Genomic DNA, 18,046 nt, shown 5'->3' with positions numbered 1-18,046 from the left:
GAGGTTGCTCATGAGCGTGATTTATCAAACCACCATTACTCAGATTGGCGACTGCGCACGCGACGCGCTTGGCGACCGGATGCTGATTACCTTCCGGGAAGGGGCCCCCGCCGATGTGGCTGAGTTTTGTTTTATCCACTGTCATGGCGACTTTTGCGGACACCTTACGCCTGGCGCCCGCTTCGAGTTGGGCGGTAAGCAGTATCCGGTTACCGCCGTCGGTGAGGTGGCAGAGCTGAATCTGCGCGAGCTTGGCCATATTACCCTGCGCTTCGATGGACAGACGCAGGCGGAATATCCCGGCACGGTACACGTCGCAGGTGACGTGCCGGAAAGCATCAATCCTGGTTGCACACTGAAATTTGTCGCTTAAGTCGTAAGGAGAAAAGTATGAAACAGGTTGCCGTTGTCATTGGTGGGGGACAAACACTCGGGGCGTTCCTCAGCCGTGGGCTGGCCGCAGAGGGCTATCGCGTGGCGGTAGTGGATATTCAAAGTGATAAAGCCGCAACCGTGGCACACGAAATTAACGCGGAGTTCGGTGAAGGCATGGCCTACGGTTTTGGCGCTGATGCCACCAGCGAGCAGAGCGTACTGGCGCTTGCCCGTGGTGTTGATGAGATTTTTGGCCGCACGGATTTGCTGGTCTATAGCGCGGGAATTGCCAAAGCGGCGTTTATCAGCGATGTGCAGCTCGGGGATTTTGACCGATCATTGCAGGTCAATCTGGTGGGTTATTTCCTGTGTGCCCGTGAGTTTTCGCGGCTGATGATTCGCGACGGGATTAAGGGGCGCATTATTCAGATCAACTCGAAGTCCGGCAAGGTGGGCAGTAAGCACAACTCGGGCTATAGCGCAGCGAAGTTTGGCGGCGTGGGCCTGACACAATCCCTGGCGCTGGATCTCGCGGAATATGGGATTACGGTTCATTCGTTGATGCTGGGCAACTTGCTGAAATCACCGATGTTCCAGTCCCTGATCCCGCAATATGCCAGCAAACTGGGGATTGCCGCCGATCAGGTTGAGCAGCATTACATTGATAAGGTTCCGCTTAAACGTGGCTGTGATTATCAGGATGTACTGGATGTGCTGCTGTTTTACGCAAGCACGAAGGCCTCTTACTGTACCGGGCAATCAATCAATATTACCGGCGGGCAGGTGATGTTCTGAACCCGGTGGCCTGATGCCTTCCGCCCGTTCCTGAGGGTATCCCCCGGTAGCGCTACGCTTACCGGGGCTACCAAACCGTAGCCTCTCCCACAGGGAGAGGGAGGAAACCGGGCACCACCCGGCACATAAACCGTAACCCGGATAAGGCGCTCGCGCCGCCATCCGGGAAAAGGAGACATGATGGTTTCTGCACTCATCACCGTAGCTGTCATCGCCTGGCTCAGCCAACTGGCACTGGGCGGCTGGCAGATTCGCCAGTTTAACCGCGCCTTTGATGCGCTCTGCCAGCAAGGGCGCGTTGGCGTCGGGCGCTCTGGCGGGCGTTTCAAACCGCGCGTTATCCTTGCGGTTGCCTTCGATAAACAAGACCGCGTCACCGATACGTTGCTCATGCGCGGACTCACCGTTTTTGCCAGACCCGCAAAAATCGACGCCCTGCTCGGCATGAAACGTGAGGAATTAGAGCCTGATGTGATCTTTCCCCATGATCCGGGCTGTCAGAATGCTCTATTATTGGCGCTTAAATTGAAACATGGATAATTTCGTTGTGAACGCAATGAGCTTGCGAAATTATCATTTTGCAACTTAACGCAGGATAAAAGCGCCCATGAAACCACGTCAGCGGCAGGCAGCCATTCTTGAGCATCTGCAAAAGCAGGGAAAATGTTCTGTTGAAGAGCTGGCAGCACACTTCGACACCACGGGCACCACCATACGGAAAGATTTAGTGGTGCTGGAACACTCCGGCGCGGTCATCCGCACCTATGGCGGCGTCGTGCTCAATAAAGACGAAGCCGATCCACCGATCGACCATAAGACCCTCATCAACACCCTGCAAAAAGGGCTGATTGCCGAAACCGCCGTGGGCTTTATTCAGGATGGCGATTCCATCATTCTTGACGCGGGCAGCACCGTGTTGCAAATGGTTCCTTTACTGAGCCATTTCAATAACATCACCGTGATGACCAACAGCCTGCATATCGTCAATGCGCTATCCGAACTCGATAACGAGCAAACCATCCTGATGCCGGGCGGCACCTTTCGTAAAAAATCCGCCTCCTTTCATGGGCAACTGGCGGAAAACGCCTTCGAACATTTCAGCTTCGACAAACTGTTTATGGGTACCGACGGCATCGATTTGAATGCAGGGGTCACCACCTTCAATGAAGTTTTCACCGTCAGTAAAGCCATGTGCAACGCGGCACGGGAAGTGATCCTGATGGCGGATTCGTCCAAATTTGGCCGCAAAAGCCCGAACATTGTGTGCAGCCTGGAAAGCGTCGATAAATTAATTACCGATGCCGGGATCCCGGCAGATTTTCGCGCCGCACTGGAAGAGAAAGGGATCGAAGTGATCGTAGCCGGAGAAAAAAATGAGTGAGCTTTTACTGAACACCGCACGTCAGACGCTGCTGCTAGAGTTGCAAGAAGCCAGCCGCCTGCCGGAGCGTCTGGGCGAGGCGTTTTTACGCGCCGCTGATGCCATTATTCATTGCCGGGGCAAAGTGATTGTCTCGGGGATTGGTAAATCCGGGCATATTGGCAAAAAGATTGCCGCCACCCTCGCCAGCACTGGCACCCCTGCCTTCTTTGTCCATGCGGCAGAAGCCCTGCACGGCGATTTAGGGATGATTGAAAGCCGCGATGTGCTGCTCTTTATCTCCTATTCTGGATCGGCTAAAGAGCTGGATCTGATCCTGCCGCAGTTAAAGGAACGGTCGGTGACCGTGCTGGCCATGACCGGCAAATCTTTGTCGCCGCTGGCGCTGGCGGCAGACGCAGTGCTGGATATTTCCGTTGAACGTGAAGCCTGCCCAATGTTGCTGGCCCCTACCTCCAGCACCGTCAATACATTGATGCTCGGTGACGCGCTGGCGATGGCCGTTATGCAGGCGCGCGGCTTTAACGAGGAAGATTTTGCCCGTTCACACCCGGCAGGAGCGCTGGGTGCGCGTCTGCTCAACAAAGTCCATCACCTGATGCGTAAAGAAGATATCCCCCATGTGCGCATTGACGCCACGGTAATGGACGCGATGCTGGAGCTTAGCCATACGGGGATGGGGATGGTAGCCGTCTGCGGTGACGCGGCGGAGATTCTGGGTATCTTCTCTGATGGCGACCTGCGACGCTGGCTGGTTGCAGGCGGCGCGCTGGATGCGAACATCAGTGACGCAATGACGAAAGGGGGCATCACCCTTAACGCCGGGAGCCGCGCTATCGATGCCAAAGAGGTGCTAATGAAACGCAAAATCTCCGCGGCTCCGGTGGTGGATGACAGCGGTAAACTGGTTGGCGCGATTAACCTGCAGGCCTTTTATCAGGCCGGAATTATTTAATCCTTCAATCCCAGACGTTTCGCCAGCCGATGCAGGTTGGCGACGTCCATCTCCAGCAGCCGCGCACTGGCTGCCCAGTTATACTGGCTTTGTTCCAGCGCCTGGCGAATGGCGGTACGCTGAAAATTATCGGTCGCTTCCCGCAAATTTTGTCTCTCCACGGGCAATGTCTGCGTACTAACAACACTCTGATCCGGCTCATCGCTCAGCGCAAAATGGCGCGTTTCCAGTACGATGTCATCCCCGCTTCGCGTACCGCGCGCCAGCACAATCGCACGGTGAATAGCATGTTCCAGTTCACGCACATTTCCCGGCCAACGGTACGCCAGCAGATGCGCCCGCGCACCGCGGCTAAGCACGACACGACCAAGGCCAAGGCGCAGACGACACTGCTCGCAAAAATACCCCGCCAGTAACACCACATCCTCACCGCGTTCACGCAGCGGCGGGACAACCAGCGGAAAGACGCTCAGGCGGTGAAACAGGTCAGCGCGAAAACGCCCGGCCAGTACTTCTTCGCGCAGATCGCGGTTGGTGGCGGCCAGCACGCGCACATCCACCCGCAGGCTGCGATCATCCCCGACACGCTGAATATCGCCGTATTGCAATACTCGCAGCAGCTTGGCCTGCAGCGCCAGCGACAACTCGCCAATCTCATCCAGAAACAGCGTGCCTTTATCGGCCATTTCAAACTTGCCGCTACGGTTGCTGATGGCCCCGGTAAACGCCCCTTTCACATGGCCAAACAGCTCGCTTTCCGCCACGCTTTCCGGCAGTGCGGCGCAATTCAGATAGACCAGGGCATCTGCCGCGCGGGGCGAGTTTTCGTGGATAGCTTTTGCCACCAGCTCCTTACCGGTGCCGGTTTCACCGCTTATCAGCACGTTCAAATCGGAACCGGCGACAATCTCTATCTCTTTTTTAAGCTGCGCCATCCCCTCCGAAAGACCGATCATTTCGGTATGCGCGACTTGTTCAAAGGTTGTCGGCAGGCCGGGCGCCATGTTCTGGCTTTCGAGCTTTTCAATCAGCAAAGCATTGTTGAGCGCCCCTGCCGCCAGCGCCGCAATCAGACGCAGTTCTTCATCGCTAAAGCTATCGAACTGATCCGGCGCCATGCCATCCAGAGTGAGTGCGCCAATCAGGCTCTGCCCGGCAAACAGCGGCAGCCCCACACAGGCGTGGACTTTCAGACTCTCCTGGCCGGGGATCAGCCCGTCATAGGGGTCCGGTAATGCGCTGTCGGCAGGGAAACGCACCACATCCCCGGCGCGGGCAATCGCCTCCAGCCGCGGGTGCCCTTCCAGCGTAAAGCGCCGCCCCAGCACATCCTGGGCCAGGCCATCAATCGCCAGCGGGATAAATTGCCGCGCCTCATAGCGCAGCAGCGCTGAAGCGTCACACTCCAGCACCTGACGCAGGGTGGTAATCAGGCGCTGAAAACGGTCGGCATGGCCTATGCCGCTCTGTAATTCAATGGCGATACCCGCCAGCACGTTCACGGAAAAACTCATCGTCGCCTCGCAGTCATTTTGACAATGAAGGTTGTCATAATGACAGTCTTTTTCATAGTCTTTTTGACTACTCACCTGGGGTTAAATAAAAATAAATTTATAAAAATCAATAAAATAAAAACTGGCACGCATCTTGAAATAGCTATCACATCTTATTTAATACAGAACAGGTAAGCAAAATGGCTATTCACGTAAAAAATAACATTCATTGGGTTGGGCAACGTGACTGGGAAGTTCGTGATTTCCACGGTACCGAATACAAAACGCTGCGCGGCAGCAGCTACAACAGTTATCTCATCCGTGAAGGCAAAAACGTACTGATTGATACCGTCGATCATAAATTCAGTCGCGAGTTTGTGCAGAACCTGCGCGCGGAGATCGACCTCAACGCGATTGACTACATCATTATTAACCACGCGGAAGAAGACCACGCGGGCGCACTCACCGAGCTGATGTCCTGGATTCCGAACACCCCGATTTATTGCACCACCAATGCCATCGACTCCATTAACGGTCACCACCACCACCCGGAGTGGAATTTCCACACCGTGAAAACCGGCGATGCACTGGATATCGGCAATGGCAAACAGCTTATCTTCGTCGAAACGCCGATGTTGCACTGGCCGGATAGCATGATGACCTATATGACCGGCGATGCCGTGCTGTTCAGTAACGACGCCTTCGGTCAGCACTACTGTGACGAGCGCCTGTTCAACGACGAAGTGGACCAGACCGAACTGTTCGAGCAGTGCCAGCGTTACTACGCCAACATCCTCACGCCGTTCAGCCGCCTGGTGACGCCAAAAATCACCGAGATCCTTGGCTTCAACTTGCCGGTGGAGATGATTGCCACTTCCCACGGTGTGGTATGGCGCGAAAATCCGACGCAGATTGTTGAGCTGTACCTGAAATGGGCCGCGGATTATCAGGAAGATCGTATCACCATTTTCTACGACACCATGTCGAACAACACCCGCATGATGGCGGACGCGATTGCCCAGGGCATCAATGAAGTTGACCCGAACGTGGCGGTGAAAATTTTCAACGTCTCCCGCAGCGACAAAAACGATATTCTGACCAACGTCTTCCGCTCCAAAGGTGTGCTGGTCGGCACGTCCACCATGAACAACGTGATGATGCCGAAAATCGCAGGCCTGGTCGAAGAGATAACCGGCCTGCGTTTTCGTAACAAACGTGCCAGCGCTTTCGGCTCCCACGGCTGGAGCGGCGGCGCGGTGGATCGTCTGTCTACCCGATTACAGGATGCGGGCTTTGAGATGTCGCTGAGCCTGAAAGCCAAATGGCGCCCGGATATCGATGCGCTGGAACTCTGCCGTCAGCACGGTCGGGACATTGCCCGCCAGTGGGCGCTCGCTCCGCTGCCAACACCGCTTAACACTACACCGGTTGAGGCGTCCGCCTGCGCCTGTGCCGCGAAAGCCGCCGCTGATTCAGGCCCGTCTATGCAGTGCAGCGTCTGCCAGTGGGTTTACGATCCGGCAAAAGGCGAACCCATGCAGGATGTCGCGCCAGGAACCGCCTGGTGTGATGTGCCGGATAATTTTCTTTGCCCTGAATGTTCGCTTGGCAAAGAGGTCTTCGATGTGCTGGCAACGGAGGCAGTATGAGCGCAGGTATTGTGATTATCGGGTCGGGCTTTGCCGCCCGCCAACTGGTAAAAAACATCCGCAAGACCGACACCACCACGCCGCTGACGCTGATTGCCAGTGACAGTATGGATGAGTACAACAAGCCGGATCTGAGCCATGTCATCAGCCTTGGACAGCGCGCCAGGGATCTCACCCGCCAGTCGGCGGGGGATTTCGCCGAGCAGTTCAACCTGCGCCTGTTTCCCCACACGCGGGTGACGGCGCTGGATGCAGAGGCGAAAGTCATCAAAAGCGCAGATCAACAGTGGCAATACGACAAGCTGGTGCTGGCAACCGGAGCCCGTGCGTTTGTTCCGCCCGTCGCGGGCAGCGAACTGATGCTTACCCTTAACAGCCAGCAGGAGTTCCAGGCCTGTGAAGCGCAACTGCGTGACGCGCAGCGGGTGCTGATTATCGGCGGCGGGTTGATTGGCAGCGAACTGGCGATGGATTTTTGCCGCGCGGGGAAAGCGGTGACGCTGGTGGATAGCGAAGCCAGTATTCTCTCTTCGCTGATGCCGCCAGAAGTGAGTAGCCGTTTGCAGCACCGACTGACCGGGATGGGCGTGCATCTTCTGTTGAAATCACAGCTTATGGCGCTTGAGAAAACAGAAACGGGCATCCACGCCACGCTGGACAGGCAGCGCGGTATAGAAGTAGATGCGGTGATTGCCGCGACCGGGCTGCGCGCAGAAACCGGGCTGGCCCGGAGCGCCGGGCTGACGGTCAATCATGGGATTTGTGTGAACAGTTATCTGCAAACCAGCAATCCGGATATTTATGCGCTCGGCGACTGTGCGGAGATTGACGGTAAGCTACTGCCGTTCCTGCAGCCGATTCAGCTTAGCGCCATGTATCTGGCGAAAAATCTGTCTGGCGTGGCTGTGCCGCTTAAGCTGCCTGCCATGCTGGTGAAGGTCAAAACGCCGGAGATGCCGTTGCATCTGGCAGGCGAGACGGCACGCCGCGATTTGAACTGGCATATCACCACCGAAGCCCAGGGTATGGTCGCCCGCGGTCTGAACAATGAAGGGCAGTTGTGCGCTTTTGTGGTGAGCGAAGATCGAATGAAGGAAGCGTTCGCGTTGTTAAAAACGTTGCCTGTTTGAGAACAGGGCAACGCCCATGCCTGCAACAGGCAATCACACCAGGCAAAAGCCCGTAGCCCCGGTTAGCGCAGCGCCACCGGGGACGATGCCTCACCCCTGCGCCAGACATCGCGCGGCGGCGATAACCCCCTGCCCCAACGCGATTGCGCCATCGCCTGCGGGAAAACGCTGTGGGAAGAGCAACGTATAATCCGCAAGATAATGCGACAACCGGGCTTTCAGCAGACGGTTATGCAACACGCCGCCGCCAAAGGCGAGCGTGGCAATCTGCCGCGCATCCGCCTGCTTACGGGCAAGCTGCGCCAGCCCGCACGCCAGCGCGTCGTGAAACGCCCAGGCGCGCTGTGCGGCCGGAGCCTGCCATGCCAGCCATTGCTGCCAGAAGGTGGCTAAATCAAGCTGATTGCCATCAAGCGGCAGCGTGACCGGATGCGTAACATCCGCGCCGCCCATCGCCAGCGCTTCCAGTCGGCAGGCCGCCTCCCCCTCATAACTTAACTGCAGCGGCGCGCAGTCCAGCGCACAGGCGACGGCATCAAACAGCCGCCCGGTCGATGACGCCAGCGGCGCGTTGATATTGCGCGCTATGGCCCGCGCCAGCACAGGCCAGTTCTGCCGTTGCAGCACGGCGGTTTCCGGGAAAGTCTGCCAGTCAGGGACAAACGCCAGCATCTGTGCCAGCAGGTTGCGCCACGGCTGGGTTGCCGCCAGATCCCCGCCGGGGAGCGCCACGGCGGGCAACCCACCCAAATGCTCAACCTCGCGATAATTCACGCGCAGACATTCGCCCCCCCACAGCGCCCCGTTCTCCCCCATGCCGATACCGTCCAGCGCCAGGGCAATCACATCTCCCCCGTCGCGTGGCCAGCCATGCTCTGCAAGCGTTGCCGCGATATGTGCGTGATGGTGCAACACGGTGTGCTGCGAAAGCCCCGTCTCCTCTGCCCAGTGGGTGGCGCGATAGCCCGTGTGCGCGTCGGCGACCACCTGCTGTGGGGTAAAGTCATAAATCGTCTGCATCAGACGCAGGGCGTTACGCCACTGTGTCTCTACCCCTTCATCGGTTAAATCACCGAAATGCTGACTTAACACGGCGCTGTCATCCCGCACCAGGCAGAAGGTGTTTTTCATATCCGCCCCAAGACATAACATGGGCGGGATATGGTGAAATCCGGGCGGCAGTTGCACAGCATCCGGCACGTAACCACGTGAGCGGCGTAACATCTCGCCGCTCTCGCGTACCACCGAATCGTCCATACGCTGCACGATATCGCGGTTGTGCAGCAGAAACCCGTCCGCTATCTCTGCCAGGTCGTCAAGCGCCTGGCGATTTGCCAGCGCAGGCGGCTTGCCGCTCAGGTTGCCGGACGTCATCACCAGCGGGCGCTGCAACGCCTGGGCTAACAGATGTTGTAACGGATTGGCGGGCAGCATCACCCCCACCTCATCAAGCCCCGGAGCAATAGCCGGGCACAGTTCTGGCAGCAACGTTTTCGCCACCAGCACGATGGGTGCCGCGGGCGTGGTCAGCAAACGGGTGGCCGCTTCGCTCAGGCCGCTTGCTGAGGGGAGCATCACCGCCAGCGGTTTCGCCGGGCGATGCTTACGGGCGCGCAGATGCTCCACCGCCGTCTGTCGCTGTGCGTCACATGCCAGATGAAAACCGCCGATACCTTTCACCGCAACGATACCGCCGGAGTTGAGCAGCGCAATGGCGGCCTGTAGCGCCGCCTCGCCGGTCAACTGCTGTTTTCCGCTGCGCCACTCAAGCTGCGGGCCGCACGCCGGGCAGGCAACGGGCTGGGCATGAAAACGGCGGTCAGCCGGATGGCGATACTCCGCCTCGCAGGCAGGGCACAGGGGAAATGCCGCCATCACGGTGTAGGGGCGGTCATAAGGCATGGCGTGAATAATGGTAAAACGCGGGCCGCAGTGGGTACAGTTGATAAATGGATAGCGATAGCGACGTTCTGTCGGGTCATTCATCTCCGCCAGACAGGCGGGACAGGTGGCGGCATCGGGCACAATTTGCGTATTCATCGTGCCGCCCGCGCTCTCGCGGATAGTAAAACTGAGCGGCGCTTGTGGCCACTGATAGGGCGTAACCTGCGTATCGTCAATGCGCGCCAGCGGCGGGCATTGCTGATACAACAACGGGAGAAAACGACGTTCATCGCCCCATAAGCGTACTTCGACGCCCTGGGCGTCATTACAGACATCACCGGTAAGATTGAGCTGTTGCGCCAGTTGCCAGACAAAGGGGCGGAAGCCCACCCCTTGGACTTTTCCATAGACGCGAATACAAACGCCGTTGTAGGTCATCGTTTATTTATTGCAACGCTGCATGCCGCAAGCGTGTCTTCATCTGCTGATAGGTCGACTGAGTGTACTCCTCGGCCCAGGCCTGATCGTTGATCGCACTCACCCGCACCGCGCAATATTTGGTTTCCGGTGTTTTAGAGATGGGATCAAGATTATCCTGCGTCAGTTCATTACACGCGCCAATCCACCATTGATAAGTCATGTACACGCAGCCGGTATTAACACGCTCATTAACATCGGCACGGCTGATGACTTTCCCCCTGCGTGACTCCACCCACACCAGTTGCCGGTTTTTAATTCCTAGCTGTGCGGCATCGTGCGGATTTATCTGCACGAAACCCGGCTCATCTGCGAGCGTTTGCAACGCCGCACAGTTCCCGGTCATTGAGCGACAGGAGTAATGGCCGACTTCGCGCACGGTGCTGAGCACCAGCGGGAAGTCCGCGTCCGGCACCTCGGCTGGGGCACGCCATGGCGCGGCGAACAGCAGACCTTTCCCGTCCGGGGTATCGAATTTGTTATCTTTATACAGATAACGCGTTCCCGGATGATCCAGCGTCGGGCACGGCCACTGAACGTGTCCCATATCACCCATTTTTTCGTAAGTTACGCCGTAGAACAGCGGGCACAGTTCGCGCATTTCGTCCCAGATTTGCTGGTTATTGTCGTAATGCATCGGGTAGCCCATTTCGGTAGCGATAAGGCTGATAATTTCCCAGTCACGCTTGACGTCATATTGCGGTTCGATGGCTTTTTCGAAACGCTGGAACCCGCGATCCGCGCAGGTAAAGACGCCGCCGTGCTCGCCCCATGAGGTGGCAGGCAGCAGCACATCCGCCTGTTCCGCGGTCTTGGTCATAAAGATGTCCTGTACGACCACAAAATCCAGCGCCTCAAAGCCTTTGCGCACCAGGCTGAGATCGGCTTCGGTCTGCAACGGATCTTCACCCATGATGTAATAGGCTTTAACTTTACCTTCCAGCGCCAGATGCGGTACCTCGGTGATACGCACGCCGACTTTGTCATCCATTACCGCCGGATCGATCCCCCAGGCTTTGGCGAATTTGGCGCGGACATGCGGATCAACCACATCCTGGTAGCCAGGGAACTGGTTCGGGATCACGCCCATGTCGCAGGCGCCCTGCACGTTGTTCTGCCCACGCACCGGGCCGACGCCGACGTTCTCACGCCCGAGGTTACCGGTCAGCAGCGCCAGGCTCGAAAGCCCTTTTACCACATCCACCGCCTGACCAAATTGCGTAACGCCCATCCCCCACATAATGGTGGCGGTCGGCGCGGCGGCGTAAGTACGCATTGCTTCACGGACCTGGCGTGCCGGAACCCCCGTCAGATGTTCAACCGCTTCCGGCGCATAGTCTTTGACGATTTCCCGGTAGGCATCCAGCCCGGTGGTGAAGTTCGTGACGTAGCGCTGGTCGTAGAGTTTTTCTTCCAGCAGGACATAACCAAAGGCGTTCACCAGCGCCATGTTGCAGCCGTTTTTGAGCTGTAAATGTTGGTCGGCGATGCGTGCGGTTTCGATGCGGCGCGGATCGCAGACGATAATTTTCGCCCCGTTCTGTTTTGCTTTGACCACCCTTCTTGCCACAATCGGGTGCGAATCGGCACAGTTGTAGCCAAAGACAAGCAGGCAACGGGAGTTTTCGATATCGCCGATGGAGTTACTCATTGCGCCGTTGCCCAGGGTTTGCTGTAACCCGGCAACGGAAGGACCGTGACAAACACGTGCGCAGCAGTCGACGTTATTGGTATGTAAGACCCCACGGGCAAATTTCTGCATCACGTAGTTGGTCTCATTGCCGGTGCCGCGAGATGAACCTGTGGTCATAATGGCGCGGGGGCCGAACTTGGCTTTGATTTCACTGAGCCGTTTTGCCGTATAGCGAATGGCCTCCTGCCAGCTCACCGGGGTGAGTTTACCGCCGCGCTCATAGCGGATCATCGGTTGTGTCAGGCGAGGCGTCAGCAGTTTGGTATCGTTAAGAAAATCCCAGCCGTAGTAGCCTTTCAGGCAAAGTTCGTTTTGGTTGGTTTCCCCGTCCGCCGCTTCGGCGCGGATGATTTTGCCATTATCCACGACCAGTTTCAGTTTGCAGCCAGCGCCGCAATAGGGACATACGCTCGTAATTTTTTTCATCAGTAACAGACCTGTTAAAAGTGAAAGTTATTTTTTAAAAACCCAGCGACACGGCACTTTCCAGCGCAGTGCGACGACGTTTCTCTTCGCTCATGTGTTCCAGTATTTCCCGGTCAACGCAGACCAGCGCCTTGGTCGGACATACGGAAATACAGGCCGGGCCACTTTCGTGTTGGTAGCATAAATCGCATTTGTTGGCTTCGGCCTTCTGCCCGGACATAGTCAGGCCGATGCCGTTATGGCGAACGACCGGGCGGACCACGACCTCCATGGCGCCATAGGGACAGGCCACAACGCAGGTTTTGCAACCAATGCAGCGTTCCTGCATGACATGGACAAAGCCTTTGTCGCGGCTGATGGCGCCATTCGGACAGACATTGGCGCAGGGTGCGTCTTCACACTGGCGGCAGAGTGTTGCCGTCGATACGTTGACGCCTTTGATAACGTGAATGCGGGGTAAAAAGGTTTCAGGGGTAAGGGCCGCGCAGTCCTGTTGTTCCTGATGTGAGACCACACAGGCAACTTCACAGGTGCGACAGCCAATACATTTACTGGCATCCGCCATAATAAAACGGTTCATCGTCTTCTCCAGCAATGAGTTTCATCACGCCGGATATACACGTTTCATGCCAGTTATTATGTTATTGTTATTTATCAGATTTTATAAGATGACATTCTGTCATCGACAGAAGTGACGATGACAGTTGACGAGGTTAGCGTGTGGGGCCTGGAATGAGTGAATCACGTAACATTAATTCGCCAAGAAATGGCTGGTGGTAATTAAACTCACCGCCATCAAGCATAAAAATTAACCGCTCGATGGTTTCTTTAATCATCTCCGTGACCGGGATTTTAACGCTGGAGAGTGCGGGAATAACATACGGGGCAATGGCAATGTCATCAAATCCAATAACCGAAACCTGCGTGGGTACAGCGATTCCCCGCTCATCCAGTCTCTTCATGGCGCCAATCGCCATATCATCATTGCTCGCCACCAGCGCACTAAAACTCACACCCTTTACCAGCAGCGTTTCCACGCCTGCCGCCCCGCTTTCCGGTGACCACTTCCCTTGTACAATCAACTCATTACGTAACGCAATGCCGTGCTGCGCCAGGGCGTCTTTATAGCCAGAAAGCCGCTCAATACCGGTCGGGGAATCCAGCGAGCCGGTAATAAATGCAATATCCTGATGCCCCATCGCAATTAATGTCGCCACCGCGTTAAAGCTGGAGGCTTTTTGATCGCACCAGACACAGTGGCTGCTGTTTTTACGTAATCGACGATTAAGCACCATAATGGGCTGACTGTGGCTTTTGACGATAGTGTCCATTTCATCGACGCTTAAAAAGCGCGGATAAATAATGATCGCATCGCATTTTAAATCGAGAAGATATTGAATCGCTTCGCGCTCTTCTTCAGCGCTGTGTTTACCGTCCGCCAGAATTAAACGCCGCCCCTGATCTTCGGTCATCCGCGCGGCATGAAACAGCAGCTCGCTAAAATAGACCCCGTGATACAACGTGTTGGTAACCACCAGCCCCAGCGTTTGCGTTTTGTTCGTCGCCAGACTGCGCGCCAGCAGGTTCGGGCGATATCCGCTCTCTTCGATCGCCTGAAATACCCGGTCTTTGGTCTCCTGGCTGACGTAGCCGTTGCCCGATAGCACACGGGAGACTGTCGCCTTCGACACCCCTGCCCGCTTTGCCACCTCAAGCATTGTGGTCATGTTGCTTATCCGTTTGATTTCGATGCCATGCAGTGTACTTCACCCGCTAAAAAATGTCGCAACGGGATAAAAGCGGTCAAAAAATATTAAGCGATCACCATCACAAAAATAGATAAAGATGAATTTTTGATCTTGTTTGCATACATGAAACTCATCATGATTTTGTGGAACCGGTTTCCTATCTGATGTTTCATTGCCTGCGTAAAACAGAGCAATGAAGCCGTACCTTATTGATAAAACAGGATATAACCCGATGTCGAAGAATTATGCGGCGCTTGCCGGCTCGGTGGTGAACGCGTTAGGTGGTGTTGACAACATCGCTGCCGTCACCCATTGCATGACGCGTCTGCGCTTCGTGGTGAAAGACGACGCCAAAATTGACAGCGCGACGCTCAAAGGCATTAGCGGCGTTATGGGCGTGGTACGCAACGACAGCCAGTGCCAGGTCATCATCGGCAATACGGTGTCGCATGCCTATCGTGAAGTGGTAGCATTGCTGCCCGGCGATATGCAGCCCGCTCAACCGGTCGGTAAACAGAGGCTGACCCTTAAGCGCATTGGCGCAGGTATTCTCGATGCGCTGATCGGCACCATGTCACCGCTGATCCCGGCGATCATCGGCGGCTCGATGGTCAAACTGCTGGCGATGGTGCTGGAAATGTCCGGCCTGCTGCCAAAAGGTTCTTCAACGCTGACTATTCTGACGGTGATTGGCGACGGTGCCTTCTTCTTCCTGCCGCTGATGGTGGCCGCGTCTGCCGCCGTGAAATTTAAAACCAATATGTCGCTGGCGATTGCCATTGCGGGCGTGCTGGTACATCCAAGCTTTATCGAGCTGATGGCGAAAGCCGCGCAGGGTGAGCATGTGGAGTTCGCGCTGGTGCCGGTGACGGCGGTGAAATACACCTACACCGTGATTCCGGCGCTGGTGATGACCTGGTGTCTGTCGTATATCGAACGTTGGGTGGACAAAATTACCCCGGCGGTGACGAAAAACTTCCTGAAACCGATGCTGATTGTGCTGATTGCCGCACCGCTGGCTATTGTGCTGATTGGCCCGCTGGGGATCTGGATTGGTAGCGCCATCTCCGCGCTGGTCTACACCATTCATGGCTATCTGGGCTGGCTGTCCGTTGCCATTATGGGCGCCCTGTGGCCGCTGCTGGTGATGACCGGGATGCACCGCGTATTTACTCCTACTATCATTCAAACCATTGCCGAAACAGGCAAAGAAGGCATGGTAATGCCGTCAGAGATTGGCGCGAACCTGTCGCTCGGCGGCTCGTCGCTGGCGGTAGCGTGGAAAACCAAAAACCCGGAACTGCGCCAGACTGCCCTTGCGGCAGCGGCTTCGGCTATCCTGGCCGGTATCTCTGAACCGGCGCTGTATGGCGTGGCCGTTCGCCTGAAACGTCCGCTGATTGCGAGCCTGATAAGCGGCTTTATCTGCGGCGCCGTCGCGGGTATTGCCGGGCTTGCCAGCCACTCCATGGCGGCGCCGGGTCTGTTTACCAGCGTACAGTTTTTCGATCCGGCTAATCCAATGACCATTGTCTGGGTATTCGGCGTGATGGCGCTGGCGGTGGTGCTCTCCTTTGTTCTGACGTTGCTTCTCGGTTTTGAAGATATCCCGGTAGAAGCAGAGACGCAGAAACCGCAGGCGGCAAACACAGCCGTTGTTCATGAAGCCCGGGCACAATAAGCGAGGTAACGCATGTCTGTATTTCCGAAAGGATTTTTATGGGGCGGCGCCATTGCCGCCAACCAGGCCGAAGGGGCGTATCTGGAAGGTGGTAAAGGGTTAACCACCGTCGACACCATTCCCCACGGCGCGAACCGTCTGCCGGTGAAACTCGGTCTGGAAAAACGCTTCACTTTGCGTGAAGACGAATACTACCCCAGTCATCAGGCGATCGATTTCTACCATCGTTACAAGGAAGATATCGCGCTGATGGCGGAGATGGGCTTCACCGTCTTTCGCACCTCGATCGCCTGGAGCCGCCTTTACCCGCAGGGTGATGAGCTGACGCCGAACGCCGAGGGCATCGCGTTTTACCGCGACATGTTCGCAGAGTGCAAAAAGTACGGTATCGAACCGCTGGTGACACTGTGCCACTTTGATGTGCCGATGCATCTGGTTACCGAATACGGTTCCTGGCGTAACCGCAAGATGGTGGCGTTTTTTACCCGCTACGCCCGCACCTGCTTTGAAGCCTTTGATGGTCTGGTGAAATACTGGCTGACCTTTAATGAAATCAACATCATGCTGCATAGCCCGTACTCCGGTGCCGGGCTGGTGTTTGAAGAAGGCGAAAATCAGGACCAGGTAAAATATCAGGCGGCGCACCACGAGCTGATTGCCAGCGCACTGGCGACCAAAATCGCCCATGAGGTGAACCCGGAAAATCAGGTGGGCTGCATGCTGGCAGGCGGCAACTTCTATCCCTACTCCTGCAAGCCGGAAGATGTGTGGACGGCGCTGGAAAAAGACCGGGAAAACCTCTTCTTTATTGATGTACAAGCGCGCGGTGCCTATCCGGCCTACGCGGCCCGTGTGTTCCGCGAAAAAGGCGTCAGCATTGTAAAAGAAGCGGGCGACGACGAGATCCTGAAAAATACCGTCGATTTTGTGTCATTCAGCTATTACGCCTCGCGCTGTGCTTCTGCCGAAATGAATGCGCAAAATACCTCGGCGGCTAATATCGTCAAATCGCTGCGTAACCCGCATATTCAGGTAAGCGAATGGGGCTGGGGCATTGACCCGCTAGGCCTGCGTATCACAATGAATATGATGTATGACCGTTACCAGAAACCGCTGTTTCTGGTGGAGAACGGGCTGGGTGCAAAAGATGAATTCAATGCCCAGGGTGAAATAGAAGACGATTACCGTATCAGCTATCTGCGCGAGCATATCCGTGCCATGGGCGATGCCATTGAAGACGGTATTCCGGTGATGGGTTACACCACCTGGGGGTGTATCGATCTGGTGGCGGCCTCCACCGGTGAGATGAGCAAGCGCTACGGGTTTATCTATGTCGACCGTGACGACGCAGGTAACGGTACGCTGGAGCGTAAGCGCAAAAAATCGTTCTGGTGGTACAAAAAAGTGATTGCCAGCAACGGGGCAGATTTGGACTAAACGCTGCCGGTTATGTTGTAGCCCGAATAAGGTGCATCAGCGCCGCATCCGGGACATTCCTGGTGGCGCTTCGCTTACCAGGGCTACAAGCAAAAACCGATACTATAAACAGCGCTGCCCCGCGGCCAGATCCCCCGTTTCCGGGTTACGACCCGCACCAGGTTTTTTCACCCATTTGCGGTTCGGGCGATAGGTAAAACGGCTCAACGCCGGATAGTGCAACTGCCCGAACCAGCCGTTAACACGCTGCCAGTGCGCCTCTTTAACCTGATATAGATCGGTTACCCAGTAACCGTCGCTAAACTGCATGTCCAGCAGTTGCGCCCGGCCATTGCCTCGCAGGTCGAGCAGATCCTCAACGCCAGCACCGCTGACGGTGTAAAACCCCCAGGACTCCCATACACAGGGCCGCCCGTCGGTTTTAAACGTGATGATGATTAATTTTGCCGTTGGCCCCAGCCCAAGGCCGGCGTTACCTTTCCAGACAATCAGATCCTGAATTCCATTGCGATCCAGATCGGCGCGGTAAATGTGCGCGTTGCCCGCCGCGTTATGCAAATATTCCAGAGGCACCGACCAGGTTTTCCCCGCTCGATCGTTGCCGGTAATTCGCCATTCATCCGCCTCTTCCGGTGCCTGCTCTAGCGTTGCACCCGCTACACCGACCTGGCGAAAATGCCAGCGTTGGCCGGGGGTTATCTCACCCGGAGCAGGCATAGTCAGCAAATGCCGCTGCGCGCGTTTTTTAGCATATTCATCATTGCTCATCGGCAGATAGCTAACAAACCCGGTCGCCAGGGTAGAGGTGGCATAACCCAGCAGGGATAAGCCTGCCCATATAATCCTTTTCACTTCTCTGTTCCTTTAGGTGCAGCGCAGCGTGTAAGGTCGTAGCCCGGACCAGGCGCTTGCGCCGAATCCG

The 18,046-nt window shown here is 56.2% G+C and carries 15 protein-coding genes; 9 read left to right on the top strand and 6 right to left on the bottom strand.

The annotated features are described in order from the left end of the window. Positions 1-10: 10 nt before the first annotated feature. From srlB to gutQ, 5 genes are all read left to right on the top strand, one after another. On the top strand, positions 11-373 hold the full coding sequence (srlB, locus tag C5523_RS05895) for a PTS glucitol/sorbitol transporter subunit IIA (protein ID WP_039077630.1): 363 nt from the start codon (positions 11-13) through the stop codon (positions 371-373). A 17-nt stretch (positions 374-390) separates the two neighbouring features. Continuing rightward, positions 391-1,170 (top strand): sorbitol-6-phosphate dehydrogenase, encoded by a 780-nt coding sequence (gene srlD / locus C5523_RS05890; protein WP_039077631.1) that lies wholly within the window; start codon positions 391-393, stop codon positions 1,168-1,170. A gap of 180 nt (positions 1,171-1,350) precedes the next feature. Beyond that, complete coding sequence (gene gutM, locus C5523_RS05885) at positions 1,351-1,710, top strand: transcriptional regulator GutM (protein WP_039077632.1); 360 nt, start codon at positions 1,351-1,353, stop codon at positions 1,708-1,710. 67 nt (positions 1,711-1,777) lie between these two features. Next, positions 1,778-2,551 (top strand): DNA-binding transcriptional repressor, encoded by a 774-nt coding sequence (locus C5523_RS05880; RefSeq protein WP_039077633.1) that lies wholly within the window; start codon positions 1,778-1,780, stop codon positions 2,549-2,551. Continuing rightward, complete coding sequence (gutQ, locus tag C5523_RS05875) at positions 2,544-3,506, top strand: arabinose-5-phosphate isomerase GutQ (protein WP_039077634.1); 963 nt, start codon at positions 2,544-2,546, stop codon at positions 3,504-3,506. Before C5523_RS05880 ends, gutQ begins: the two co-directional genes overlap by 8 nt. Here gutQ and norR read toward each other — a convergent pair. After that, on the bottom strand, positions 3,503-5,020 hold the full coding sequence (norR, locus tag C5523_RS05870) for a nitric oxide reductase transcriptional regulator NorR (protein WP_108700750.1): 1,518 nt from the start codon (positions 5,018-5,020) through the stop codon (positions 3,503-3,505). The genes gutQ and norR overlap by 4 nt on opposite strands. Positions 5,021-5,199: 179 nt before the next feature. Here norR and norV point away from each other — a divergent pair, with 179 nt between their 5' ends. Then, positions 5,200-6,648 carry an anaerobic nitric oxide reductase flavorubredoxin gene (gene norV / locus C5523_RS05865; RefSeq protein ID WP_107223866.1) on the top strand — a complete coding sequence of 483 codons (1,449 nt, stop codon included), beginning with the start codon at positions 5,200-5,202 and terminating at the stop codon, positions 6,646-6,648. Next, positions 6,645-7,778: an NADH:flavorubredoxin reductase NorW gene (norW, locus tag C5523_RS05860; protein ID WP_108700749.1), complete on the top strand. Its 1,134-nt coding sequence runs from the start codon at positions 6,645-6,647 to the stop codon at positions 7,776-7,778. Before norV ends, norW begins: the two co-directional genes overlap by 4 nt. A 90-nt stretch (positions 7,779-7,868) precedes the next feature. On the opposite strand, the gene hypF is transcribed toward norW, so the two are convergent. The 4 genes from hypF to C5523_RS05840 form a co-directional block, all read right to left on the bottom strand. Beyond that, the gene (gene hypF / locus C5523_RS05855; protein WP_108700748.1) at positions 7,869-10,100 is read right to left on the bottom strand and encodes a carbamoyltransferase HypF; all 2,232 of its coding nucleotides are present in this window, start codon (positions 10,098-10,100) and stop codon (positions 7,869-7,871) included. Positions 10,101-10,107: 7 nt separating this feature from the next. Further along, positions 10,108-12,258 (bottom strand): formate dehydrogenase subunit alpha, encoded by a 2,151-nt coding sequence (gene fdhF, locus C5523_RS05850; RefSeq protein WP_071194743.1) that lies wholly within the window; start codon positions 12,256-12,258, stop codon positions 10,108-10,110. 34 nt (positions 12,259-12,292) lie between these two features. Beyond that, entirely contained in the window at positions 12,293-12,838 is a 546-nt protein-coding gene (gene hydN / locus C5523_RS05845) for an electron transport protein HydN (protein WP_039077640.1), read from the bottom strand. Positions 12,839-12,971: 133 nt separating this feature from the next. Beyond that, entirely contained in the window at positions 12,972-13,985 is a 1,014-nt protein-coding gene (locus C5523_RS05840) for a LacI family DNA-binding transcriptional regulator (RefSeq protein WP_108700747.1), read from the bottom strand. Positions 13,986-14,238: 253 nt separating this feature from the next. Here C5523_RS05840 and ascF point away from each other — a divergent pair, with 253 nt between their 5' ends. Next, positions 14,239-15,687: a PTS cellobiose/arbutin/salicin transporter subunit IIBC gene (gene ascF / locus C5523_RS05835; RefSeq protein WP_108700746.1), complete on the top strand. Its 1,449-nt coding sequence runs from the start codon at positions 14,239-14,241 to the stop codon at positions 15,685-15,687. Between the two features lie 12 nt (positions 15,688-15,699). Continuing rightward, positions 15,700-17,124, top strand: coding sequence for a 6-phospho-beta-glucosidase (locus tag C5523_RS05830; protein ID WP_039077643.1), 1,425 nt, complete (start codon positions 15,700-15,702; stop codon positions 17,122-17,124). A 102-nt stretch (positions 17,125-17,226) separates the two neighbouring features. Here C5523_RS05830 and C5523_RS05825 read toward each other — a convergent pair whose 3' ends face one another. Beyond that, entirely contained in the window at positions 17,227-17,976 is a 750-nt protein-coding gene (locus C5523_RS05825) for a hypothetical protein (RefSeq protein WP_108700745.1), read from the bottom strand. Between the last annotated feature and the right edge of the window lie 70 nt (positions 17,977-18,046).

The organism is Phytobacter sp. SCO41 (genome assembly GCF_003073275.1).
In the GTDB taxonomy this organism is placed as follows: domain Bacteria; phylum Pseudomonadota; class Gammaproteobacteria; order Enterobacterales; family Enterobacteriaceae; genus Phytobacter; species Phytobacter diazotrophicus.
Note: the sequence above shows the minus strand (reverse complement) of the source record. Positions and strands in the feature narration are given on the sequence as shown.